Below are 21,565 nucleotides of genomic sequence, written 5' to 3' on the forward strand. Positions count from 1 at the left end.
AATCTCGCCGATTGCTGCCGAATCAGCGGTTTTTCTTGCCCTGAATATAGGATGTTTCACCCCGAACTTCCAAACGGAAGGCCCCGAAATCAGGTATAAAACAGGGGATTACGGCGCTTTTCAGCCTGATTTTCCGCCATTTTCGAGAAGCTGGGATAGCTCTTTGATGGTGGCGGCGTCAAGATTGCGAATCTTGCCCGCCAGTCGGTTGACGAAAGCCGTATATTCGGGCGCCAGTCCCGATGTATCGACGACGATACGCGGGTCGGAAAAGCGCGCCACCAGGAACAATTCCTCGGCTTCATCCCAGATAATGTTGAAATATCCGGCGATGCGCTGCAGGAGATCGAAGGTCGGCGTGCCGCGCTTTCCGTGTTCTAAGGCGGATAAATAAGCCGGCGACACATTGAGCGCCGCCGCCATTTCCTTTTGCGAGACGCCCTTGCGCAGTCTCAGTTTTCGCACCGCTTCGCCGAAAGGGGTCAAGGTCTGTCCCCCTTTGGCCGGGACAGCCGAATATAGAGCGCACCGTCGCCGCCGTGATGTTGCGCCGCCGTCTCGTAAGAAGAAATCAGGAAGCGGAATTCCGGCTTGGAAAACCAGAGCGGCACGGCACGCTTGAGTGCGCCCTCGCTGCCCATGGAGCTGCCCTTGCCCGTTATGACGAGCACATGGCGAAGTCCCCGCCCATGAGCGTGCAGAAGGAAATCCAGAAGCATGCCATGCGCCTCGCTCTGGATGAGGCCGTGAAGGTCGATACGAGCTTCCAGCGCCAATCGCCCCTTGGCGATCTTGCGTTTGACCGGACGTTCGAGCTGATGATGCTTGCCGGAAGGCTGCTTTGCAGGTGTCGCTGCGTTTTGCGTCTCGGCCGGCGCTGCAGCCGTTGCCGATTTAGCCGCGCGTGCCTTTTCCTCGCTCTCCGCTTCAGCCGCCAATGCGGCTTCGAAGGCTTCCATATCGGCCATGCGGCCGGGCATCGGCCGGGCGCTTTTTGCGACCCTGCCCCAGAGGATGCGGTCCTCCGTGCTGAGCTTGCGCTCCTTGTCCTTTCGTTCCGGGGCCATCAGCCAAACCTCTGCGCCGCCGCCTTTGGAATGAGTATATAAAAATCGGCGTCATTGCGCACGGTGCCGGCAAGCTCACCGGCGTCATAGCCCGAGCCGGTAAAAATATCCCCGCGGGCCGGCCCGACGATCGCCGAACCGGTATCCAGCGCCAGCATCAACCTGGCGAACGGCCTGCCGTCGTCGAGATGGGTCAGGTTTTCCGAACGGATGAAGAAAGGAAAGCCGAACGTATGGATCAGCCGGTCCACCGCCAGCGAACGGCCTGATACCAGCGGCACCTTGGCGGCTGCGATCGGACCCAGGCTCTCGTCACTGACATCGGCCTCGCGGAAGAAAATATAGGATCTGTTGTGTGCGAGGACGTCATCGACCTCTTGCGGGTGCGCATAGAGCCAGTCGCGGATCGTCTGCATCGAAATCGTCGCGCGGTCGAGCAAGCCACGATCGATCAGCAAGCGGCCGACTGCGGAGAAGGCATGGCCGGCCTTAGCGGCATAGGTAATGCGACCCAGGCGTTCATCGGCATAGCGCAGCCTGGCGGCGCCCTGCACATGCACAAAGAAGACATCGACCCTGGATTTCGCCCAGGCGATCTCCAGACCTTTGCCGTTCAGATAGCCACGATCGATCTCGCCACGATCGGGATAGGCCGAGACGACGCCATCGCGAAGCCGACCGAACATGTAAGACGGATCGAGTTCCGCAGGCCTGTTGCTATCGTCGAGGTCGATCAGATCATCCGGTCGGCGATAGAACGGATAGCGGTAGGCTTCATCCGGGGTGGCGGAAACCTCGATTTCCGGCTCGAAAAACGCCGTGACAAAACCATTGCCTCCATCGCTGCGGCGGATGAAGAAGGGCTGGCAGTGCTCTTCGAAGAAAGCCCGTGCCTCGGCAGCGTCTTGCGGCTCACGATCTTCGGCGGCATCAAGCAGCGCCAGGAGATCATTGCTGGTTAGCCCCACCGCACCGGTGCGATAGGGCTTCAGGTCGCGAATATGGATCCGACAGTCCTTCATAGCACGAAAAAGGCTGGAAGGATCATCATCCTCCCAGCCCTTCAGATCGGCGAAGGTTGCCGGCTCCAGCCTGAATTGCTGCGATGGGCTCGTCATTGTTCGGATTCGGTCGCCACAAGTTTCCAGTTCGGATCGCGCGAGCGCGTATCGCGGGAAAAGGTCCAGAGATCGCTGATCTCAGCCACGGTCTCCGCATCGCCGTCGATCAGCGTATCGGCCTTGTCGTAGGTTGCCGAAATCATCTGGCTGACGAGGCGCATGGTGACGAAAACTTCCGTTCCCTTCATCTCGGCGCTGAGCATGTCGGCCTTGTCGATGCCAACGAAGGTCGACTTGATTTTCTCGCCCTTGGCCTCGCGATCGGCGATGGCGGCATCGAAGCCGTCATAGACCTCCCGCGACAAGAGCCCCTTCAGGGCCTTGCGGTCGCCATCGGCAAAAGCCATGACGATCATTTCGTAGGCCATGCGGGCGCCATTGACGAATTCCTTCGGATTGAAGGAGGGGTCGGCCTTGTTCACCTCGCGCAGCGAATCATTCAGCGGCGTGCCTGCCGGCGTGAAGGCGTCGATGGCGGCAAAACGATCTTCCTCTTCGGTCGCATCGCGACGTGGCAGGGTCACCACCTTGCCGGCATCCGGCGCCGTCTGACCATTTGCCGCATCGGTGGGGCTATAAAGATCGCGCGGCGGCTTCTCATTCCCCGTGCGGCGGCCAAGGACGCTGCGCAACTGAAAGAAGATCAGCACCGCTGCCACCAGGAAAAAGATCGTCACAAAGTCGTTTGCACCCATCTCGTATCGGAACCACCGTTAAAATTAAAGTTTCAATCCCCATATAGTCCGCATCGATCTATCATTCAAATAGCGGACCAGTTTCTTTATTATGCGTGATCAACTAACGATTATGCCTAGAAACCCGCATTCAGGACCACGGTACCATGCGCCTATCACTTCTTCCTATCTTCGTTTTTCTGATGCCGCTGGCGGAAATCGCCGGCTTTATCGTCGTCGGAAAGATGGTTGGCGTCTGGGCGACGCTGGGATTGGTGATCCTTAGCGCCATCCTCGGTGCGGCGCTCCTGAGAATTCAGGGGATCGGCATTCTGCAGCGCATCTCGACCGAGAGCCGCAACGGCGGTGATCCTGGCCGTGAGATGGTGCATGGCGCCATGATCGTGATTGCGGCCTTCTTCCTGATGCTGCCTGGCTTCATCTCCGACATTATCGGCCTGTTGCTGTTCATCCCCGCGGTCCGCGGCATCGCCTGGAGAATCCTTCGCAACCGCATTGTCGTCGTCGGCAATTCCCGCGCCTTTCGCCGCGGGCCAGGACCCGGCAACGGTCCGCAGGCTCAGCCGCGCAACAAGGGAACGGTGGTCGATCTCGACGAAACCGATTTTCATCGCGAACCCAAGCGCAACTCGCCCTGGTCCGACCAGAAGCGGCTCGAGGACTAGCGCAGCGCTCAAAAAGCGCCGGGGCATAAGGGTTGTAAGCCCTAATTCGAAATGCTAGATGGCGACACCCATTGACGTGAGAGGACACCCCCATGGCCAACGAGACCAACGGCAACGGCGCTGCCAGCCCGAGCCTCAGCATCCTTGCTCAGTACACCAAGGATCTTTCCTTTGAAAATCCGGGTGCGCCGCGCTCGCTTCAGGCCCGGGAAAATGCTCCGGACATCAATATCAATGTTAACGTCAACGCCAATCCGCTGTCGGATTCGGATTTCGACGTCGTGCTGACGCTGAATGCCGAAGCCAAGGACGGCGATCGCGTTCTCTTCCACACCGAGCTGGTTTATGGCGGTGTCTTCCGCGTCACCGGCTTCCCGCAGGAACACATGCTGCCGCTGCTCTTCATCGAGTGCCCGCGCCTGCTCTTCCCCTTCGCACGCCAGATCATTGCAGACATCACCCGCAATGGCGGCTTCCCGCCGCTGATGATCGACCCGATCGATTTCGCGCAGATGTTCACGCAGCGCATGGCTGAAGAACAGACCCGCGCCCAGGTTTCGGCTGTTCCTAACTAAGCTTCGCTTCTTTCCATTGCTGGAAACAGAAATGCCCGGATCAATGTCCGGGCATTTTCTTTTGGTGCCTCAAGATATCCCTATTCGGACATGCGATATTTGGACCAGATTCCCTTCGCGCCGAGCTTGGCAACCAGTACCGCATGCGCCGCCGCTTCTTCTTCACTGACCCTGCCCGGAAGAGGATCGGGCCGCACGAAGATATCGGCGACGACGTCCTCCGCATCATCGTTCTGACGGGAACGCGCCGATGAACCGTTGCTGCTGCCGAGACCGAGTGCGGTCTGCCGGCCACCGATCATCTCGATATAGACTTCGGCAAGCAGTTCGGAGTCGAGCAGCGCGCCGTGCCGGGTGCGGTGGGAGTTGTCGATGCCGTAGCGCCGGCAAAGCGCATCCAGCGAGTTCGGTCCCATCGGATGCTTGCGGCGCGCCATGGCCAGGGTATCGATCACCATATCGGGCAGGATCGGCGGCCGTCCCAGCCGCGCGAACTCGGCATTGACGAAGCCCATGTCGAAGGTGGCGTTGTGCGCGATCCACTTGGCATCGCCGAAGAAATCGAGGATCTGATCGACGACGTCGGCAAAGGGCGGCTTGTCCTTCAACGACTCGTCGGTGATGCCGTGCACGGCGAGCGCATCCGGATGAACCTTGCGGTCACCTGGATTGATATAAAGATGCAGCGTGTTGCCGGTCGGGAAATGGTTGATGAGCTCGATGCCACCGATTTCGATGATGCGGTCTGCCCTGTTGTCCAGCCCGGTGGTTTCCGTATCGAAAATGATCTCGCGCATCAGGGCTCTCCGCTTTCGGGTGCATCGGCTTTCGGCTTGCGCCGCAGGTCCGCTATGATCTCTTTTACCTGTTCGCGCGCCGCATCGATGCTGCCGCCGGTATCGATGACGTAATCGGCACCTGCCCGCTTTTCCGCATCCGGCGTCTGGCGGGAGAGAATCATCTCGAATTTCTGCTCCGTCATACCCGGCCGGGCAAGCACCCTCTGCCTTTGAATCTGTGGATCGCAGCTGACGACGACGATCTTGTCCACCCTTTTGTCGCCACCGGTCTCGAACAGCAGCGGAATATCGAGCACCACCATATCGGCGCCCGCTTGTCGCTGAGTTTCGAGAAACAGGTGCTCGCGCTCGCGAACCAATGGATGGACGATAGCTTCCAGCCGCTTGAAGCCGGAGGGATCGGCGGCGAGCTTTCGGCCAAGCTCCTGCCGGTCGACCATTCCGTCCCTGATCGATCCCGGGAAAGCCGCTTCGACGAGGGGAACGGCTTCGCCGCTGTAGAGATCATGCACCACCACATCGGAATCATTTACCGGGATGCCGGCTTCGGCGAAGAGTTTCGCCGAGGTCGATTTTCCCATCCCGATCGATCCGGTGAGGCCGATTTTGATCATTTGTGTTTATCCATGTCGGCGACGATCAAGGCCCTCAGGGCTTCATCGACGACCGGGCGTTTCCCGAACCACTTTTCGAAACCCGGCACGGCCTGATGCAACAGCATGCCAAGACCATCGACGATGGCAAAACCCTGCTCTTCGGCCTGCGCCAGAAGCGGCGTCCTCAGCGGCACATAGACAATGTCGGTAACGACGGCCCCTTTCACAAGAGGCGAAAAATCGATGTGCGGGGCCGCTTCACCATCCATGCCGAGCGAAGTGGTGTTGATGAAGAGGCCGGCGCCCTGCATGACCTCGCCAAGTGCAGCCATCGGATGCGCGTGAACCCGCTCGCCGAAGCGATCGGCAAGTTCCTGTGCGCGGGCGACGGTGCGGTTGACGACATGGATTTCCTTGAAACCACGATCGCGGACGGCCTGGATGATGGCGCGGCTGGCGCCGCCCGCCCCGAGGATAACAGCCCGGCCGCTACGATCCCAACCGAGATGACGCTCATCGAGATTGGCCGTGAAACCCCGGCCATCGGTATTGGTCGCGTGAAGCAACCCATCTTGAAGCCACAGGGTGTTGGACGCACCGAGCTCTTTCGACAGTTCATCCGGCCGATCCGCGGATTTGAACGCCAGTTCCTTGTGCGGGATGGTCACGTTGCCGCCGACAAAGCCGCTGGTACCGTCCTTCAGCGAGGTGATGAAGGCCGGAAAATCCTCCACGGAAACTTCATGCGCGCGGTAGCTGCCGGCAAGGCCAAGCTGACGGAGCCAATGACCGTGGATCAGCGGCGAGCGGGAGTGCTTGACCGGATAGCCCGTGACGAAGGCTTTCGGAGCCAGTGTTTCACGTGAATCATCCATCGATCGCCCCCAATTCCCGCAGCTGCTGAAGGAGCGGCAGCATCGGCAGCCCCACAATAGTAAAGTAGTCGCCCTCGATTTTGGAGAAGAGCTGAATGCCCTCCCCCTCCAATTGATAGGCGCCAACGCTCGACAACGCCTTCTCGCCGACCCGGCTCAAATGCCGATGAATGAAATCGGGCGAGAGTTCCCGCACCGTCAGCTCGGCGTGTGACACGTGCTCCCAGATGATATCGCCGTTCCGCGCAAGCGCGATGGCGCTGTTCAGGCGATGGGTTTTACCCGATAACGTCCTCAAGTGATTTTCGGCGTCGGCCATGGACTTTGGCTTGTGGAAGACCTGGGCACCAAGCGACATGGTCTGATCCGAGCCGATGACGAGCGAGCCCGGAAAGCGGTCACTCACTTCTTTGGCCTTGGCCTTGGCCAGCACCAGCGCCACCGCATCGGGGCTGGCGCCATTGCGCTCCAATGGCGCCTCGATCGAGCGCTCATCGATATTGGCCGGAATCGCTTGAAAATGCAGTCCTGCATTCTCCATCAGCATCCGCCGAAACGGGCTGGACGATGCAAGGATAAGGGGCACGGTCATGACGGCTGCCTCCGAAATAATGGTGTGCAGCGCTTAGCGCAGCTTGGGGCGCAGGGCAACAATGGCGGCGGCAGTCTCTTCGATCGAGCGGCGCGTGACATCGATGATCGGCCAATTATGCCGCGCGCAGAGTGAGCGGGCATATTTCAGCTCTTCCGAGATGGCGGCGCGATCGGTGTAATCACCGCGATCGAAGCCAGGGGTCGTGCCGAGAATGCGGTTTTCGCGCACTTGCGATATGCGATCCGTCGTTGCCACCAGACCTACGATCAATGGCTTCGTCGCCCTGGCCAAGCTTTCCGGCAGGGGTACACCTGACACGATCGGAATGTTGGCGGTCTTGATGCCACGGTTTGCCAGATAGATGCTGGTTGGCGTTTTCGAGGTTCGGCTGATGCCGATGATGACGACATCGGCATCGTCGTAATCATCCGGCATCTGCCCATCATCATGATCCATGGTGAAGTTCAGGGCTTCGATGCGGGCAAAGTAGTCAGCATTCATCACATGCTGCGCCCCGACCCGCCGGCGTGACGCCGTGCCGAGATAGGTCTGAAAGACATTCATGACCGGCTCGAGAACATTGACACAGGGCACACCCATCTCCCGGCAACGTTCATCGATGAAATCCGCGAGCTCGCGATCGACGATCGTATAGAGGACAATACCGGGGCTATGATCGATCGCTTCCAAAACCGGCAGGAGCTGCTTACGATTCCGAATCAGCGGATAGACGTGCTCGATCGGCTGGGTGGCATGGAATTGAACGGAAGCAGCGCGCCCGGCAGAGATCAGAGTCTCTCCCGTTGAGTCAGAAATCAGGTGCAGATGAAAGAAGCTTGTTCGGTTTTCCACGCTACTTTCCATCACCTGTTGATATCCCGGGACAAAACAGAGGTACGAGAACCGGCCTCTCCTGGGCAAGTGGAAAACTGCCGAGTTTTCCACATTTGGGGTTTTCGTGGGGAGCCTTCAGCGAGGCCTGTGGGCAATGTGGACAAGATGAAGTAGGCCGGACAGGTCCCCATCTTATCCCCAGATGCCGCTGGCAGAAGATTCCCGTCAAGCCTCTCAAAAGATTGAATAATCAATTCTGTTTTCCACATATCCTCGAAGCAGCATCGATATGATTGCACGATTGGCGATAGAGGCGCGACAAATTGGACAGGCTCTGGATGAGTTTTAATCCTTGATAGTCACCGACTCTAAGAAATAGAAACCTTTAGATATATGTTTGTTTTTATATAGGACGACGTCATTGACCGATGAACGCCGGAAGATCTTACGGGTGCTGAGCGGAGAAACGCTAAGCCCACCCCCTCTCTGGCTGATGCGTCAGGCTGGGCGCTATCTGCCCGAATATCGGGAGACACGAGCCAAGGCAGGAAGCTTTCTCGATCTCTGTTATTCACCTGACCATGCGGTGGAAGTGACGCTGCAGCCGATCCGTCGTTATGGCTTCGATGCGGCCATTCTCTTTTCCGACATCCTCGTCATCCCCGACGCATTGAAGCGCAATGTTCGCTTCACCGAGGGACATGGTCCCGAGATGGATCCGATCGATGAGGCGGGCATCCTGGCTTTGAAGCCTGAGGGCGTGATTGAATACCTTGCGCCTGTCATGGAGACGGTCCGGAGGTTGCGGCGGGAGCTGCCCGCCGAAACGACCCTTCTCGGCTTCTGTGGCGCGCCCTGGACCGTTGCGACCTATATGATTGCCGGTCACGGCACTCCCGACCAGGCCCCTGCCCGCTTGTTCGCCTATCGTTATCCGAAGGCATTCGAATATCTGCTGATGTTGCTCGCCGATATCTCCGCCAGCTACCTGGTGGCGCAGATCGATGCGGGCGCCGACGCGGTGCAGATTTTCGACTCCTGGGCCGGGGTGCTCGGCGAGCGGGAATTCGAGGCATTTGCCGTCAAACCCGTCGCCAGAATGATCGCCTCCGTCAAGGCGCAACGGCCGAATGCGCGGATCATCGCTTTCGCCAAGGGTGCGGGCTATCAGCTGAAGACCTACCGCCAGAAGACCGGTGCCGATGCGATCGGCCTGGATTGGTCGGTGCCGCTGGCTTTCGCGCGGGAACTGCAGCTGGAAGGCCCGGTGCAGGGCAACCTCGATCCGATGCGGGTCGTTGCCGGCGGAAAATCACTGGAAGACGGGATCGACGATATCCTGCAGTATCTCGGCAATGGTCCGCTGATTTTCAATCTTGGACACGGGATCACGCCGCAGGCAGACCCGGCCAATGTCGCAGCGCTCGTCGAGCGGGTTCGGGGATGGAGAGGCAGATGACAATCGAGAAACAGACGGATGCCGCACCCGGCAAAAAGGCGGGAATGCGCGCCTATTTCATGATCCTGATATTCGCCGCGCTGGCGATCGGGCTGTTTGCCTGGCATCCGGCCGATCTCTATCTCTGGATCAAGGCGCTCCACATCATCGCGGTGATTTCCTGGATGGCCGGCATGCTCTATCTGCCGCGGCTTTTCGTCTATCACACCGATGCCGAGCTGGGGTCGCAGCAATCCGAAACCTTCAAGGTGATGGAACGGCGCCTGCTGCGGTACATCATAACGCCGGCGATGATTTTAACCTGGATCTTCGGACTTTATCTCGCCTGGTCGGTCTATGATTTCCACGGCGGCTGGCTGCATGCGAAGATCGGGCTCGTTTTCCTAATGTCGGCTGTTCATGGCCATTTCAGCAGCGCGGCGCGCGCTTTTGCCCGTGACGAAAACAAGCGTTCGGCGCGCTATTGGCGCATGATGAACGAGGTGCCGACGCTGTTGATGATCGTGATTGTCATACTCGCTGTCGTGAAACCGTTTGCGTGAGGCGAGGCTTTTTTAGCGGTGACGTTAAATTTCCTTCATTTTGCCTGCCCCCCTTGCGGGCCATAGACTGAATCGCTATTTTCCCGCCATCTCTTCTTCGTGGCATGTATCCATTCTGTCTCCCGCGAACGCCCCTATCGCGGTTCTGAATACGAGCAACATTGCCTTTCCCCTCCTAAAAAATGAGTAACTCCCTTCATGGCTGAAATGAAGCTTCAAGAACTGAAAAACAAATCCCCGACCGACCTCCTGGCCTTTGCCGAGTCGCTCGAGGTCGAAAACGCCAGCACGATGCGCAAACAGGAATTGATGTTTGCGATCTTGAAGGTGCTCGCAAGCCAGGACGTAGAAATCATCGGCGAGGGCGTCGTCGAAGTTCTGCAAGACGGCTTCGGTTTCCTTCGCTCCGCCAATGCCAACTACCTTCCCGGTCCGGACGACATCTACATTTCTCCCTCCCAGATCCGCCGCTTCTCGCTGAAGACGGGCGACACGGTCGAGGGACCGATCCGTGGTCCGAAGGAAGGCGAGCGCTATTTCGCGCTGCTGAAAGTCAACACCATCAATTTCGACGATCCGGAAAAGATCCGTCACAAGGTTCACTTCGACAATCTGACGCCGCTCTATCCGAACGAGCGCTTCCGCATGGAGCTCGACGTCCCGACATCGAAGGATCTTTCGCCGCGCGTCATCGATCTGGTCGCGCCGCTCGGCAAGGGCCAGCGTGGCCTGATCGTTGCGCCGCCGCGTACCGGTAAGACCGTTCTCTTGCAGAACATCGCTCACTCGATCACCGCCAATCATCCCGATTGCTATTTGATCGTTCTGCTGATCGACGAACGCCCGGAAGAAGTGACCGACATGCAGCGCTCCGTGCGCGGCGAAGTCATCTCCTCGACCTTCGACGAACCGGCTGTGCGCCACGTTCAGGTTGCCGAAATGGTCATCGAGAAGGCCAAGCGTCTGGTCGAGCATGGCCGCGACGTTGTCATCCTGCTCGATTCGATCACCCGCCTCGGCCGCGCCTACAATACCGTCGTTCCCTCCTCCGGTAAGGTTCTGACCGGTGGTGTCGACGCCAACGCCCTGCAGCGCCCGAAGCGCTTCTTCGGTGCTGCCCGTAACATCGAAGAAGGCGGTTCACTGACGATCATCGCGACTGCGCTGATTGATACCGGCAGCCGCATGGACGAAGTGATCTTCGAAGAATTCAAGGGTACCGGTAACTCGGAAATCGTGCTCGACCGCAAGGTCGCCGACAAGCGCATCTTCCCGGCGATGGATATCCTCAAGTCCGGCACGCGTAAGGAAGACCTGCTGGTTCCACGTCAGGATCTGCAGAAGATCTTCGTTCTACGCCGTATCCTCGCGCCGATGGGCACGACCGACGCGATCGAATTCCTGATTGACAAGCTGAAGCAGACGAAGACCAACCCGGATTTCTTCGAGTCGATGAATACCTAATTCATGGGCTGAATTCGCCGGACTGTCATTTCGATGACGGTTCGCGATATGGTACGATCGGGTCGCCCTGTGCGGCCCGATTTTCATTTGGGGAGCATGAAGGCTCCCCGCGCAATTGGCGATCGATTCGGAAGCGGATCAATTTATGCACTCGACAAACAAAACGATCTACGCTCTCTCGAGTGGGAGCCTTCCGGCCGGTGTGGCGGTGGTTCGCATCAGCGGCGCGGCGGCTTTGACCGTCGCTGAATCACTGGCAGGCGCTTTACCGCCGGCGCGACATGCAGCCCTTAAATCGATTCGGACTCGTAACGGTCTTCTTATCGACCGTGGGCTGGTCCTCACATTTCCGGGTCCAGCCTCTTTCACTGGCGAGGATTGTGTCGAGATCCACGTTCACGGCGGCAAGGCAGTCGTTGCAGCGCTGCTGGTCGAGCTCTCGACATTCGATAATTGTCGCCTCGCTGAACATGGTGAATTCACAAGACGCGCCATGGAAAACGGCAGGATGGATCTTGTCGAGGTCGAAGGGCTTGCCGATCTCATCAGCGCGGAAACGGAGATGCAGCGACGGCTGGCCATGGAGCATGCGGCCGGTGGTCTCTCTGATCTCTATGATGGCTGGGCGGATCGCCTCACCCGTGCACGGGCGCTGATCGAGGCCGAACTCGATTTTGCCGATGAGGATGATGTTCCTGGCTCGGTGTCGGACCTGGTGTGGAAGGATATGGAACGGCTCCGTTCCGAACTTTCGGACCATCTGGCCGGAGCCGATTTCGGCGAAATCATCAGGGATGGCTTGAAGGTGGTTATTGCCGGCCCGCCAAACGCCGGCAAATCGAGCCTGATGAACATATTGGCGAAACGCGAAGTGGCGATTGTAACGGATGTCGCGGGAACGACCAGAGACGTTCTGCATGTCGACCTCAATATTGAGGGCTATGCGGTCAAACTGTACGATACGGCCGGCCTGCGCGAAACGGAAGAGCGCGTTGAGCGGGAAGGAATTCGTCGCGCGCTTAAAACCGTTGCCGACGCCGATCTGGTTCTGTCCCTTGCTGAAATCGGCCAGCCCGCTCAAACAGACTTTCCCGACTTCACCGGTGATGTTCTGACAATTGGCACCAAGTCCGATATTCGTGATGGTGGTGAAGATGGCTACGACCTGCTGGTTTCATCGGAGACCGGATCGGGATTGGAGGCGCTTCATCAATGCCTGTTGAAGAACCTGCAGGATCGCTCGGCGTCGTTGTCCCTCGCCTTGCCAAGCCGATTGCGTCATCGCGGGCTTCTTTCAGAGAGCCTGGAGGCCCTGGATGCCGCTGTGGGTTCAGCAGGCCATGGTCTCGACATAAGGGCCGAGTATCTACGTCAAAGCGCAAACAGCCTAGGCCGTATTACCGGGCGGGTCGATGTCGAGGATTTGCTCGATGTTATCTTCTCGGAATTCTGCATCGGCAAATGATTCACGTGAAACATGCTCGGCGGCACCACTGGCTGCGCATTTGCCAACGTTTCACGTGAAACCTTCTTGACTCCCAAAACCGATGTGCCAAACAAGCGGCTTCATCGAGGATCGCGATTATGCTCGACACTATATATGATGTCATCGTTGTAGGGGGTGGCCACGCCGGTAGCGAGGCCGCGGCTGCGGCTGCGCGTTTGGGCGCCCGCACGGCTCTCATCACCCATAAGCGCAGCACGATCGGCGTCATGTCCTGCAATCCGGCCATCGGCGGACTTGGCAAGGGGCATCTTGTGCGCGAGATCGACGCCCTGGATGGTCTCATGGGCCGTATGGCCGATGCCGGTGGTATCCAATTCCGTATGCTGAACCGGAAAAAGGGTCCTGCGGTTCGCGGCCCTCGAACGCAGGCTGACCGCAAGCTCTATCGGCTCGCGATGCAGGCGGAAATCGACAACACTGCCAACCTTGAGGTGATTGAGGGTGACGCCTTCGATCTGGCGATAGAACAGGGACGTGCTTCGGCTGTCGTGCTGAAGGATGGCAGAATTTTTCGCTGCGGCGCCGTCGTTTTGACAACAGGCACGTTTTTGCGCGGCCTGATCCATATTGGTGATAAGAAGATTCCAGCCGGCCGTGTTGGTGAAGAGCCGTCCGTCGGTCTGTCCGGGACGCTGCTGCAATATGGCCTGGCACTCGGTCGTCTCAAGACCGGGACACCGGCTCGCCTTGATGGCAGTACCATCGATTGGGATTCAGTTGGTAGGCAAGGTGCGGACGAGGATCCGACACCATTTTCCTTTATGACCGATAGTATCACAAATCCTCAGATCGAGTGTGGGGTGACGCGTACAACGAGCGAAACTCATCGGATCATCGCCGAGAATCTCAATCGTTCCGCCATGTATTCCGGCCAGATCGAGGGTATCGGCCCGCGTTATTGCCCGTCGATCGAGGACAAGATCGTCAAGTTCGGTGAGCGCGACGGCCACCAGATCTTCCTTGAACCGGAAGGTCTCGACGACACAACGGTTTACCCGAACGGCATTTCGACCTCCCTGCCCGAGGAGGTTCAGGATGCTTTCATCAGAACCATTCCGGGTCTGGAACGAGTCAGTATCCTGCAATGCGGCTATGCAATCGAGTATGACCACGTCGATCCGCGGGAGCTGAAGCTGTCGCTGGAAGTCGAGAAAATCCCGGGATTGTTCCTGGCGGGCCAGATCAATGGCACTACCGGCTATGAAGAGGCTGGCGCCCAGGGTCTTGTTGCCGGGTTGAATGCCGCGCGGCTCGCATCTAGCGGGCAGCCGGTGGAGTTCAGCCGCACAGAATCCTATATCGGCGTCATGATCGATGATCTGACGTCGCGGGGCGTTGCCGAGCCCTATCGCATGTTTACCTCCCGGGCGGAATATCGCCTGTCGTTGCGAGCTGACAATGCGGATGTGCGCCTGACGCCGATCGGGCAGGCTATTGGCTGCGTTGGCACTGACCGCGCACAGCGGTTCGAGCGTTATACAAAAAAGCTCGAGGAGGCGCGAATTCAGTTGAAAGAGTTGTCGGTGACGCCGAGCGAGGCGGCAAAGGCGGGTCTGCATCTGAACAAGGATGGCCAGCGTCGGTCTGCATACGAACTTCTTTCTTATCCGGACCAGTCGATCGAATCACTCTCGCGGCTATGGCCGCAATTGGGCTCGATCGAGCGGAATGTCGGCGAGGCGGTGGAGATTGAAGCAGCCTATGCCGTTTATATGGATAGGCAGACCGCGGATATTGTTCAGGCCAGGAAAGAGGAAGAGCGCGCTATTCCCACCGACTTTGATTTTGCCGTTCTCTCCGGCCTGTCCAACGAGCTGAAGCAGAAGCTGATCGCTGCTCGTCCGAAGAATATTGCTCAGGCATCCCGCATCGACGGGATGACCCCGGCCGCTATTTCCTTGCTGTTGGCACATCTTCGGAAGCTAGGCAGCGCAGAGAAGCAAAAGCTCGTTTCTTAAGTTTGCAAGGTTTGAGAGTCCAGAATATGGAATTGAACGGTGTACGTGTTTCACGTGAAACACAGGAGCGGTTGCAGCATTTTGCCAAGCTTTTCCAGAAATGGGCAAAAACGATCAACCTTGTAGCGCCATCGACGATTGATGATCTCTGGCGGCGCCACATCGCCGACAGCGCACAGATTTTCCAGATTCACCCCAGGACTGATCATTGGGTTGACCTGGGTAGCGGCGGTGGTTTTCCGGGGGTGATCACCGCGATTCTGCTTTCGGAACACGGCGCCGGGCATGTCGATCTGGTGGAGAGCAACCAGAAGAAGGCCGCTTTTCTACGCGTCTGTCTGCGGGAATGTGGCGCTCGCGGCACTGTTCATGCTGTTCGGATCGAGGAAGCGCCGGCGGCTATCCAACATTGCGATATTATTTCGGCTCGTGCCCTCGCCGAGCTTGAAGGGCTACTCGATTATTCGGCTCCCTGGCTCGAGCGCAACGAGAATTTGATTCTTCTGCTGCATAAAGGCCGGGATTATGAACGCGAGCTTGAGAAAGCCCGTGGTCGTTGGGAATTCGATCTGGTAAAACATCAGAGTGTCGTCGAGCGAGATTCCGTGATTTTGGAACTGAGTCGCCTTCGGCGCCTGATTTAACCGGAATTGGATGTGCGACAGATGATCGGCGAGCGAAATCGGATTATTACCATCGCAAATCAGAAGGGTGGCGTCGGAAAGACCACGACCGCGATCAATCTGGCGACGGCGCTGGCCGCGATTGGCGAGCGCGTTTTGATCGTTGATCTTGATCCGCAGGGCAATGCCAGCACCGGCCTCGGGATCGAGCGTCGGGATCGAAAGCAATCATCCTATGACCTTTTGGCCGGGACTCACACGATTCTGGAGACAGTCCAGGAAACTGCCGTTCCGAATCTTTTTATCGTGCCGTCAACCATGGATCTGCTTGGCGTCGAGATGGAAATTGCGCAGCAACCAGATCGCGTCTTCAGGCTTCGTCGTGCGCTGAATACCCCGGATGCGCTTTCCTTCTCCTATATTCTGGTCGATTGCCCGCCTTCATTCAATTTGTTAACCATGAATGCCATGGCGGCGGCGCATTCCGTGCTGGTGCCGTTGCAATGCGAATTCTTTGCGCTTGAAGGCCTCAGCCAGTTGCTTGAGACCGTTGATCAGGTTCGGCGCACTGTCAATCCGTCGCTTGATATTCAGGGTATCGTGCTGACAATGTTTGACTCCCGTAACAATCTCGCCCAGCAGGTTGTCAGCGATGTTCGTACGCATCTGGGCGAAAAGGTCTACCATACGTTGATTCCGCGCAACGTACGCGTGTCCGAGGCCCCTTCCTATGGCAAGCCTGCTATTCTCTACGATCTGAAGTGCGCGGGCAGCCAGGCCTATCTGCAGTTGGCCTCGGAAGTTATCCAGCGAGAGCGGCAACGCAAGGCCGCAGCCTGATATATAGTATTTGTTCCAGAGTGAGTACCGGTGATGAATGATGATCCTTCGAAGCGGCGTCTTGGGCGCGGACTAGCAGCTCTCATCGGAGAGATGGACCAGCCGACGCCTGTGGATGCCGGGAAACCGGCGGTCAATCCGGATCGCATGGTGCCGATCGAGTTCATCAGCCGCAATCCACGCAATCCGCGCCGCTACTTTGATGAAACCGAGCTTCACGATCTCGCCAGCTCCATTCGCCAGCACGGCATCGTGCAGCCGGTCGTCGTTCGCACCGTTTCGGCGGATCGCTATGAGATCATTGCTGGTGAAAGACGTTGGCGGGCAGCCCAACTCGCTGGTTTGATTGAGATTCCGGTCATCGTTCGTGATGTGGACGACAAGACGGCGCTCGAAATCGCCATTGTCGAGAATGTCCAGCGTGCCGACCTCAATCCATTGGAAGAAGCGCTGGGTTATGAGCAGCTGATAGCCGAGCACGGCTATACGCAAAACGATCTTGGCGAGATCATCGGCAAAAGCCGCAGTCACGTCGCCAACTCCCTGCGCTTGCTCAAGCTGCCTGATCCCGTGCGTGATATGCTTGCCGGCGGCAGTCTCTCGGCGGGCCATGCGCGAGCGCTGGTGTCGACATCCGATCCCACCACCCTCGCCCGCACGATCGTTTCGAAGGGCATGTCGGTTCGTGACGCCGAGCGATTGGCGCAGAACGACATCAAGGCGCAGAATGATCCTCGTCCCGCCGGGCCGCGCAAGGATGAAAAGGATTCCGATACGCTGGCGCTGGAGCGCACTCTGTCGGATACGCTTGGCCTGGATGTTGCGATCAACCATCGCGGCAGTGGCGGGCAGGTCAAAATATCCTACAAGACGCTGGAGCAGCTTGAGGAAATCTGCCGGCTGCTCGAGCGCCGCTAGGGTAATTTCAGGAAACCGCGTAGCAGTTTTTCACGGAAATTATAGCAAAAACAATGTGATAGATCCGATCAGCGATTTCGTGAAGCGCTGGTGGGAGCAATATGCTTTTCGTGAAACCTTAGTTTTTACGGGCTGATTGCAGCGTGGTCGCCAGCAAGGTCTGCGTGGCGATTGTATCTTCAAGGCTGGCGCGTTGCCGTGTCTGGAGGATGGCCGATTGCAGCCTGTTCATCTCACGCGCAATGGCAGGGGCCGTCCAGGTCTTGAGGGCCTGTTCGATAATCGGCTTGCGGCGAAAATGCAGATGGCGGCCGTGCGACTGCATGACCTGTGCCGGAGCCGATCGCTTTTCATCCATTTCGGCACGCATCGCATCCAGCAGCTGAAACTGCTTGAGGCAGCCCTGTAACACGAGAAACATCGGTGTCTTGGAGGTGGAGATCTTCTGCATGGCATGCAGGAAGGCTTCCGAATCGCCCTTCAGGATCGCGTCAACAGCGTCGTCGGCGGAGACGGCGCTGGCATCGCCGATGATTTCGGTGACGTGTTCTTCCGCTATCGTGCCCAGCCCGCGGCAATAGAGTGCCAGCTTGCGGACTTCATTGCGCGAGGCAATCCGGTCGCCGCCGAGAAGCTCCAGCAGCACCTGGCGTGCGGCCGGTGTGATCCGCAGGCCTTCATTTGCCAACTCGGTATCGATCAGGCCATTGAGCGCTCTGATATCATCCGCATAGCAGGGGATTGTCGCTACGCTGCGCGCAGGCTCGACAACCTTGCGCAGTCCGGAACCCTTCTTGAGGTCCCCGGCTTCTACGATGACAAAACTGCCATCCGGCGGATTGCCGGCAATGACCTGCAGCGAATCGACCAGGGCCTTTTCGTTGGCGGCGCCGCGAATCCAGACGAGCTTTTCGCCGCCAAAGAGGCCGATGGCATTGACCTCGTCCAGCAGGCGGCCAGCATCATTCTGGAGATCACCAACATCCAGCTTGATAAGGGAAAAAGGATCTTTCAGATCCACGCCGGTCTTGGCCGCAATCTGGGCGGCACGTTCGGATACCAGGCCGCGATCCGGCCCATAAATGACGAAGATCCGGTAATTGCGCGCGGCATTTTGGAGGAATCCGTCAAACTCGTGAGACTTGATTTCCGCCATGCCGCGCTCTTGATCAGCGGCTGAGCGCAGCAGCGATGTCGGCAGCCACCATCTCGGCAACTTCGCGGGAGGCGCGGTCTTCCGAATCACGGATTGCGCGCTGCTTGGCGAATTCTTGCGTCGGGAAGTCGACCAGCGAGGTTACCGCGCGGCTACCGGACTTCACCACCTTGCCGGTGATTGCCTCCTTCAGGGTGAAGGATGCGGTTACCGTCGTACGACCAGCGCCCGATGTATCCGAAGATGGCAGATAGAGAACGCCGCCGGTTGACGAGGTAACACTCAGGTCAACCGTGTATTTTGGCGTCTTGGCTTCACCGGCGCCGCGGCCGGCGATGAAGATCAGCTGGTTGCGGACTTCCTGGCCGACGCGCGAATTGGCGTCGGAGAAGGATACTTCCGACAGCTTCTGGGTGACGCCGGTGCTCAGGGCATAGAGCGGCTTCACCTGGCAGGCGGACAGAAGGCCGGTAACAGCCACCAGAGACGCAATGCCGGCGATGCGGGCGAACTTGAAGAGAGTATCAGACGACAATGTTTACGATCCTCTGTGGAACGACGATGATCTTCTTTGGCGCCTGACCATTCAACGCGCTTTTGACGGCATCCAGGGCGAGAACGGCCTGTTGCACGGCATTCTGATCCGCATCGCGCGCGATTGTCAATTCGGCGCGCTTCTTACCGTTGATCTGAACGGGATAGACGATCTCGTTCTCGATCACCAGCGCTTCGTCATAGCTGGGCCAGGGGCTCGTGGCGATCATATTGGTGTTGCCGAGCACCGCCGAGCATTCTTCGGCAAGATGCGGTGTAATCGGCGCAACCAGCGCAATCAGGATTTCCACGGCTTCGCGGGCAGCTGAGACATAGGCCGCATCGGCATGGCCGGCGGCGACCTTGCCCAACGGAGCTGCCAGCGCATTGACGAATTCATAGATGCGCGCGACCGCCTTGTTGAAAGCGAGCTTGTCGTAATCACCCTGGACAGCCTTCAGCGTGCGATGTGCGATCTGCGAAATCGCCAGCGCCTCGCCTTCCTTAGCCGGATTCGGTTTTGCAGCTTTCAGCGCGTCTGCCGCCTCGGAGACCAGACGCCACATGCGCTGCGTGAAACGATGCGCACCTTCGACGCCGGCTTCGGACCAGATGACGTCACGGTCTGGCGGTGAATCGGACAGCACGAAGAAGCGCGCCGTGTCGGCACCGTAGGACGCGATGATGTCATCGGGATCGACGACATTCTTCTTCGACTTCGACATCTTCTCGATCGAGCCGATGGCGATGTTTTCTCCCGTGGAGAGCAACGTGGCGCTGCGCTGGCCGTCGACTTCCTCGATGCGGATATCGGCCGGTGACACCCATTCGCGCGTCAGGCCCGAGCCGCGGCTATAGGTCTCGTGCACCACCATCCCCTGCGTGAACAGGCCCTTGAAGGGCTCCTTGACGTCGAGATGGCCGGTTTCGCGCATGGCACGCGTGAAGAAGCGCGAATAGAGCAGATGCAGGATCGCATGCTCGATGCCGCCAATATACTGGTCGACGGGCAGCCAGCGGTTGGCCGCGGCCTGGTCGGTCGGTTGGTTTTCCCATGGCGCCGTGAAGCGGACGAAATACCAGCTCGAATCGACGAAGGTATCCATCGTATCCGTCTCGCGACGCGCATCCTTGCTGCATTGCGGGCATGCCACATGCCGCCATGTCGGATGCCGATCGAGCGGATTGCCGGGCTGGTCGAAGGTAACGTCGTCAGGCAGCCGGACCGGCAGATCCTGCTTTGGCACCGGCAGCACGCCGCAATCATCGCAATGGATGACCGGGATCGGGCAGCCCCAATAACGCTGACGGGAAATGCCCCAATCGCGCAGGCGGAAATTCACCTTGCGCTCGGCCTGCGGCGCATTGCCGAGGCTGGCGACGGACAGTTTTGAGGCGACGGTATCGAACGCCTCTTCCGTGCCCATGCCGTCAAGGAAGCGCGAGTTGATCATGACACCGTCACCATCATAGGCGACATCGCCGACGGTAAAGCTTGCCGCATCGCCATCCCTAGGCATGACCACGGGCACGACAGGCAGATTATATTTGCGGGCGAAATCCAGGTCGCGCTGGTCGCCGGACGGGCAGCCGAAGATCGCGCCCGTGCCATAATCCATCAGCACGAAATTGGCGATGTAGACAGGCAGTTCCCACGAGGGATCAAAGGGATGGCGCACGCGAATGCCGGTGTCCATGCCCTTCTTCTCAGCGGTCTCGAGCGCGGCGAGCGAGGTGCCGGCGCGGCGGCATTCCTCGCAGAAGGCTTCAATCTCGGCATCCTTCGCGGCAGCTTCCTTGGCCAGCGGATGGTCGGCCGAGATCGCCAGGAAGGAGGCGCCGAACAGCGTATCGGGACGCGTCGTATAGACGGCGATTTCGCGGTCGCTGTTGGGTGCGGTTTCCGGCACGATTTCCCAGCGAATGGTCAGACCTTCGGAGCGGCCGATCCAGTTCTTCTGCATCAGCCGCACTTTTTCCGGCCAATGGTCGAGTGTATCCAGCGCGTCCAGCAACTCCTGGCTGAATTCGGTGATCTTGAAGAACCATTGCGTCAGCTCGCGCTGCTCGACGAGCGCACCGGAACGCCAGCCGCGGCCGTCGATGACCTGCTCGTTCGCCAGAACGGTGTTGTCGACCGGGTCCCAGTTGACCTTGGACTTCTTGCGATAGACCAGGCCCTTCTCCATCATGTCGATGAAGAGCATCTGCTGGCGGTGGTAATAATCGACATCACAGGTGGCGAATTCGCGGCTCCAGTCGAGCGACAGGCCCATGGCCTTGAGCTGGGTGCGCATCGAGGCGATGTTCTGGTAGGTCCATTCCTTCGGATGCACCTTGTTGTCGCGAGCGGCATTTTCGGCCGGCATGCCGAAGGCGTCCCAGCCCATCGGGTGCAGCACGTTATAGCCGCGAGCGCGCTTGTAGCGCGCGACGACATCGCCCATGGCATAGTTGCGCACATGGCCCATGTGGATGCGGCCGGACGGATAGGGAAACATTTCTAGAACGTAGTATTTCTCACGCGGATCGGCATTGTCGGTCACGAAGACCTCGTCTTCGTTCCATTTCTGCTGCCAGCGGGGCTCGGCGTCGCGCGGATTATAACGTTCGATAGTCATCTGATCTTGTATTCCGGAAAATCATGGGGATTAAGGGGTGACCTTCACCACGAAACCACCCAAGCGTCAAGTTTAGCAGGTGCGGCAAGTGCTTTATCTCGCAAAGCAAAGCCGGATTCC

At 58.5% G+C, this 21,565-nt stretch carries 22 protein-coding genes; 10 read left to right on the forward strand and 12 right to left on the reverse strand.

Annotation, left to right across the window (positions count from 1 at the left end):
- Positions 1-120: 120 nt before the first annotated feature.
- Genes ACQZ6F_RS18605 through ACQZ6F_RS18620 form a run of 4 tightly spaced genes read right to left on the reverse strand, consistent with a single transcriptional unit; the run spans position 121 to position 2,883 of the window.
- Positions 121-486, reverse strand: a complete 366-nt coding sequence (locus tag ACQZ6F_RS18605) for a helix-turn-helix domain-containing protein (protein ID WP_068390414.1) — start codon at positions 484-486, stop codon at positions 121-123.
- Positions 483-1,067, reverse strand: a complete 585-nt coding sequence (locus ACQZ6F_RS18610) for a Smr/MutS family protein (protein WP_077470410.1) — start codon at positions 1,065-1,067, stop codon at positions 483-485. Before ACQZ6F_RS18610 ends, ACQZ6F_RS18605 begins: the two co-directional genes overlap by 4 nt.
- Complete coding sequence (mltA, locus tag ACQZ6F_RS18615) at positions 1,067-2,185, reverse strand: murein transglycosylase A (protein ID WP_449094076.1); 1,119 nt, start codon at positions 2,183-2,185, stop codon at positions 1,067-1,069. Before mltA ends, ACQZ6F_RS18610 begins: the two co-directional genes overlap by 1 nt.
- The gene (locus ACQZ6F_RS18620; RefSeq protein ID WP_068390402.1) at positions 2,182-2,883 is read right to left on the reverse strand and encodes a Tim44/TimA family putative adaptor protein; all 702 of its coding nucleotides are present in this window, start codon (positions 2,881-2,883) and stop codon (positions 2,182-2,184) included. Before ACQZ6F_RS18620 ends, mltA begins: the two co-directional genes overlap by 4 nt.
- Before the next feature lie 146 nt (positions 2,884-3,029).
- Here ACQZ6F_RS18620 and ACQZ6F_RS18625 point away from each other — a divergent pair, with 146 nt between their 5' ends.
- Positions 3,030-3,548: an FxsA family protein gene (locus ACQZ6F_RS18625; protein WP_449094075.1), complete on the forward strand. Its 519-nt coding sequence runs from the start codon at positions 3,030-3,032 to the stop codon at positions 3,546-3,548.
- Between the two features lie 92 nt (positions 3,549-3,640).
- On the forward strand, positions 3,641-4,123 hold the full coding sequence (gene secB, locus ACQZ6F_RS18630; protein WP_068390396.1) for a protein-export chaperone SecB: 483 nt from the start codon (positions 3,641-3,643) through the stop codon (positions 4,121-4,123).
- An 80-nt stretch (positions 4,124-4,203) separates the two neighbouring features.
- Here the strand turns inward: secB and dnaQ are convergent, their stop codons facing one another.
- Genes dnaQ through ACQZ6F_RS18655 form a run of 5 tightly spaced genes read right to left on the reverse strand, consistent with a single transcriptional unit; the run spans position 4,204 to position 7,841 of the window.
- The gene (gene dnaQ / locus ACQZ6F_RS18635; RefSeq protein ID WP_449094074.1) at positions 4,204-4,920 is read right to left on the reverse strand and encodes a DNA polymerase III subunit epsilon; all 717 of its coding nucleotides are present in this window, start codon (positions 4,918-4,920) and stop codon (positions 4,204-4,206) included.
- Positions 4,920-5,537 carry a dephospho-CoA kinase gene (gene coaE, locus ACQZ6F_RS18640; protein ID WP_449094073.1) on the reverse strand — a complete coding sequence of 206 codons (618 nt, stop codon included), beginning with the start codon at positions 5,535-5,537 and terminating at the stop codon, positions 4,920-4,922. The genes dnaQ and coaE overlap by 1 nt, the downstream gene beginning before the upstream one ends.
- Positions 5,534-6,394 (reverse strand): shikimate dehydrogenase, encoded by an 861-nt coding sequence (locus ACQZ6F_RS18645; protein WP_449094072.1) that lies wholly within the window; start codon positions 6,392-6,394, stop codon positions 5,534-5,536. The genes coaE and ACQZ6F_RS18645 overlap by 4 nt, the downstream gene beginning before the upstream one ends.
- A complete protein-coding gene (locus ACQZ6F_RS18650) occupies positions 6,387-6,986 on the reverse strand; it encodes a Maf-like protein (protein ID WP_449094071.1) in 600 nt (199 codons plus the stop codon). Before ACQZ6F_RS18650 ends, ACQZ6F_RS18645 begins: the two co-directional genes overlap by 8 nt.
- Positions 6,987-7,019: 33 nt before the next feature.
- A complete protein-coding gene (locus ACQZ6F_RS18655) occupies positions 7,020-7,841 on the reverse strand; it encodes a pyruvate, water dikinase regulatory protein (RefSeq protein ID WP_068390558.1) in 822 nt (273 codons plus the stop codon).
- Between the two features lie 403 nt (positions 7,842-8,244).
- Between ACQZ6F_RS18655 and hemE the strand changes: the two genes are divergently transcribed.
- The 8 genes from hemE to ACQZ6F_RS18695 all read left to right on the forward strand — a co-directional run bounded on the left by hemE (position 8,245) and on the right by ACQZ6F_RS18695 (position 17,134).
- On the forward strand, positions 8,245-9,282 hold the full coding sequence (gene hemE, locus ACQZ6F_RS18660) for a uroporphyrinogen decarboxylase (RefSeq protein WP_449094070.1): 1,038 nt from the start codon (positions 8,245-8,247) through the stop codon (positions 9,280-9,282).
- Positions 9,279-9,824: a protoporphyrinogen oxidase HemJ gene (hemJ, locus tag ACQZ6F_RS18665; RefSeq protein ID WP_449094069.1), complete on the forward strand. Its 546-nt coding sequence runs from the start codon at positions 9,279-9,281 to the stop codon at positions 9,822-9,824. The genes hemE and hemJ overlap by 4 nt, the downstream gene beginning before the upstream one ends.
- Positions 9,825-10,022: 198 nt before the next feature.
- Positions 10,023-11,288 (forward strand): transcription termination factor Rho, encoded by a 1,266-nt coding sequence (rho, locus tag ACQZ6F_RS18670; RefSeq protein WP_136686704.1) that lies wholly within the window; start codon positions 10,023-10,025, stop codon positions 11,286-11,288.
- A 145-nt stretch (positions 11,289-11,433) separates the two neighbouring features.
- On the forward strand, positions 11,434-12,753 hold the full coding sequence (gene mnmE / locus ACQZ6F_RS18675; RefSeq protein WP_449094068.1) for a tRNA uridine-5-carboxymethylaminomethyl(34) synthesis GTPase MnmE: 1,320 nt from the start codon (positions 11,434-11,436) through the stop codon (positions 12,751-12,753).
- 119 nt (positions 12,754-12,872) lie between these two features.
- Positions 12,873-14,753 carry a tRNA uridine-5-carboxymethylaminomethyl(34) synthesis enzyme MnmG gene (gene mnmG / locus ACQZ6F_RS18680; RefSeq protein WP_449094067.1) on the forward strand — a complete coding sequence of 627 codons (1,881 nt, stop codon included), beginning with the start codon at positions 12,873-12,875 and terminating at the stop codon, positions 14,751-14,753.
- Positions 14,754-14,779: 26 nt separating this feature from the next.
- Positions 14,780-15,397, forward strand: a complete 618-nt coding sequence (rsmG, locus tag ACQZ6F_RS18685; RefSeq protein ID WP_449094066.1) for a 16S rRNA (guanine(527)-N(7))-methyltransferase RsmG — start codon at positions 14,780-14,782, stop codon at positions 15,395-15,397.
- 21 nt (positions 15,398-15,418) lie between these two features.
- Positions 15,419-16,216 (forward strand): ParA family protein, encoded by a 798-nt coding sequence (locus ACQZ6F_RS18690; protein WP_077470419.1) that lies wholly within the window; start codon positions 15,419-15,421, stop codon positions 16,214-16,216.
- A 33-nt stretch (positions 16,217-16,249) separates the two neighbouring features.
- Positions 16,250-17,134, forward strand: coding sequence for a ParB/RepB/Spo0J family partition protein (locus ACQZ6F_RS18695; protein ID WP_077470420.1), 885 nt, complete (start codon positions 16,250-16,252; stop codon positions 17,132-17,134).
- A 118-nt stretch (positions 17,135-17,252) separates the two neighbouring features.
- Here ACQZ6F_RS18695 and holA read toward each other — a convergent pair whose 3' ends face one another.
- From holA to leuS, 3 genes are read right to left on the reverse strand one after another with little or no spacing between them, the layout of a single operon-like run.
- Positions 17,253-18,290, reverse strand: a complete 1,038-nt coding sequence (gene holA / locus ACQZ6F_RS18700) for a DNA polymerase III subunit delta (protein ID WP_449094065.1) — start codon at positions 18,288-18,290, stop codon at positions 17,253-17,255.
- A 13-nt stretch (positions 18,291-18,303) separates the two neighbouring features.
- Complete coding sequence (gene lptE / locus ACQZ6F_RS18705) at positions 18,304-18,825, reverse strand: LPS assembly lipoprotein LptE (RefSeq protein ID WP_449094064.1); 522 nt, start codon at positions 18,823-18,825, stop codon at positions 18,304-18,306.
- Positions 18,815-21,445, reverse strand: a complete 2,631-nt coding sequence (gene leuS, locus ACQZ6F_RS18710; protein ID WP_449094063.1) for a leucine--tRNA ligase — start codon at positions 21,443-21,445, stop codon at positions 18,815-18,817. Before leuS ends, lptE begins: the two co-directional genes overlap by 11 nt.
- Positions 21,446-21,565 lie beyond the last annotated feature (120 nt).

It is taken from the genome of Rhizobium sp. A22-96, assembly GCF_053521805.1.

Bases quoted from the DNA above. Each gene is read 5' to 3' on its own strand.
- ACQZ6F_RS18645 (WP_449094072.1), bottom strand. From the start codon at position 6,394: ATGGATGATTCACGTGAAACACTGGCTCCGAAAGCCTTCGTCACGGGC.
- leuS (WP_449094063.1), bottom strand. From the start codon at position 21,445: ATGACTATCGAACGTTATAATCCGCGCGACGCCGAGCCCCGCTGGCAG.
- coaE (WP_449094073.1), bottom strand. From the start codon at position 5,537: ATGATCAAAATCGGCCTCACCGGATCGATCGGGATGGGAAAATCGACC.
- rsmG (WP_449094066.1), top strand. From the start codon at position 14,780: ATGGAATTGAACGGTGTACGTGTTTCACGTGAAACACAGGAGCGGTTG.
- ACQZ6F_RS18610 (WP_077470410.1), bottom strand. From the start codon at position 1,067: ATGGCCCCGGAACGAAAGGACAAGGAGCGCAAGCTCAGCACGGAGGAC.
- ACQZ6F_RS18620 (WP_068390402.1), bottom strand. From the start codon at position 2,883: ATGGGTGCAAACGACTTTGTGACGATCTTTTTCCTGGTGGCAGCGGTG.
- hemJ (WP_449094069.1), top strand. From the start codon at position 9,279: ATGACAATCGAGAAACAGACGGATGCCGCACCCGGCAAAAAGGCGGGA.
- mnmG (WP_449094067.1), top strand. From the start codon at position 12,873: ATGCTCGACACTATATATGATGTCATCGTTGTAGGGGGTGGCCACGCC.
- mltA (WP_449094076.1), bottom strand. From the start codon at position 2,185: ATGACGAGCCCATCGCAGCAATTCAGGCTGGAGCCGGCAACCTTCGCC.
- secB (WP_068390396.1), top strand. From the start codon at position 3,641: ATGGCCAACGAGACCAACGGCAACGGCGCTGCCAGCCCGAGCCTCAGC.
- dnaQ (WP_449094074.1), bottom strand. From the start codon at position 4,920: ATGCGCGAGATCATTTTCGATACGGAAACCACCGGGCTGGACAACAGG.
- mnmE (WP_449094068.1), top strand. From the start codon at position 11,434: ATGCACTCGACAAACAAAACGATCTACGCTCTCTCGAGTGGGAGCCTT.
- ACQZ6F_RS18695 (WP_077470420.1), top strand. From the start codon at position 16,250: ATGAATGATGATCCTTCGAAGCGGCGTCTTGGGCGCGGACTAGCAGCT.
- holA (WP_449094065.1), bottom strand. From the start codon at position 18,290: ATGGCGGAAATCAAGTCTCACGAGTTTGACGGATTCCTCCAAAATGCC.
- ACQZ6F_RS18625 (WP_449094075.1), top strand. From the start codon at position 3,030: ATGCGCCTATCACTTCTTCCTATCTTCGTTTTTCTGATGCCGCTGGCG.
- rho (WP_136686704.1), top strand. From the start codon at position 10,023: ATGGCTGAAATGAAGCTTCAAGAACTGAAAAACAAATCCCCGACCGAC.
- ACQZ6F_RS18650 (WP_449094071.1), bottom strand. From the start codon at position 6,986: ATGACCGTGCCCCTTATCCTTGCATCGTCCAGCCCGTTTCGGCGGATG.
- ACQZ6F_RS18690 (WP_077470419.1), top strand. From the start codon at position 15,419: ATGATCGGCGAGCGAAATCGGATTATTACCATCGCAAATCAGAAGGGT.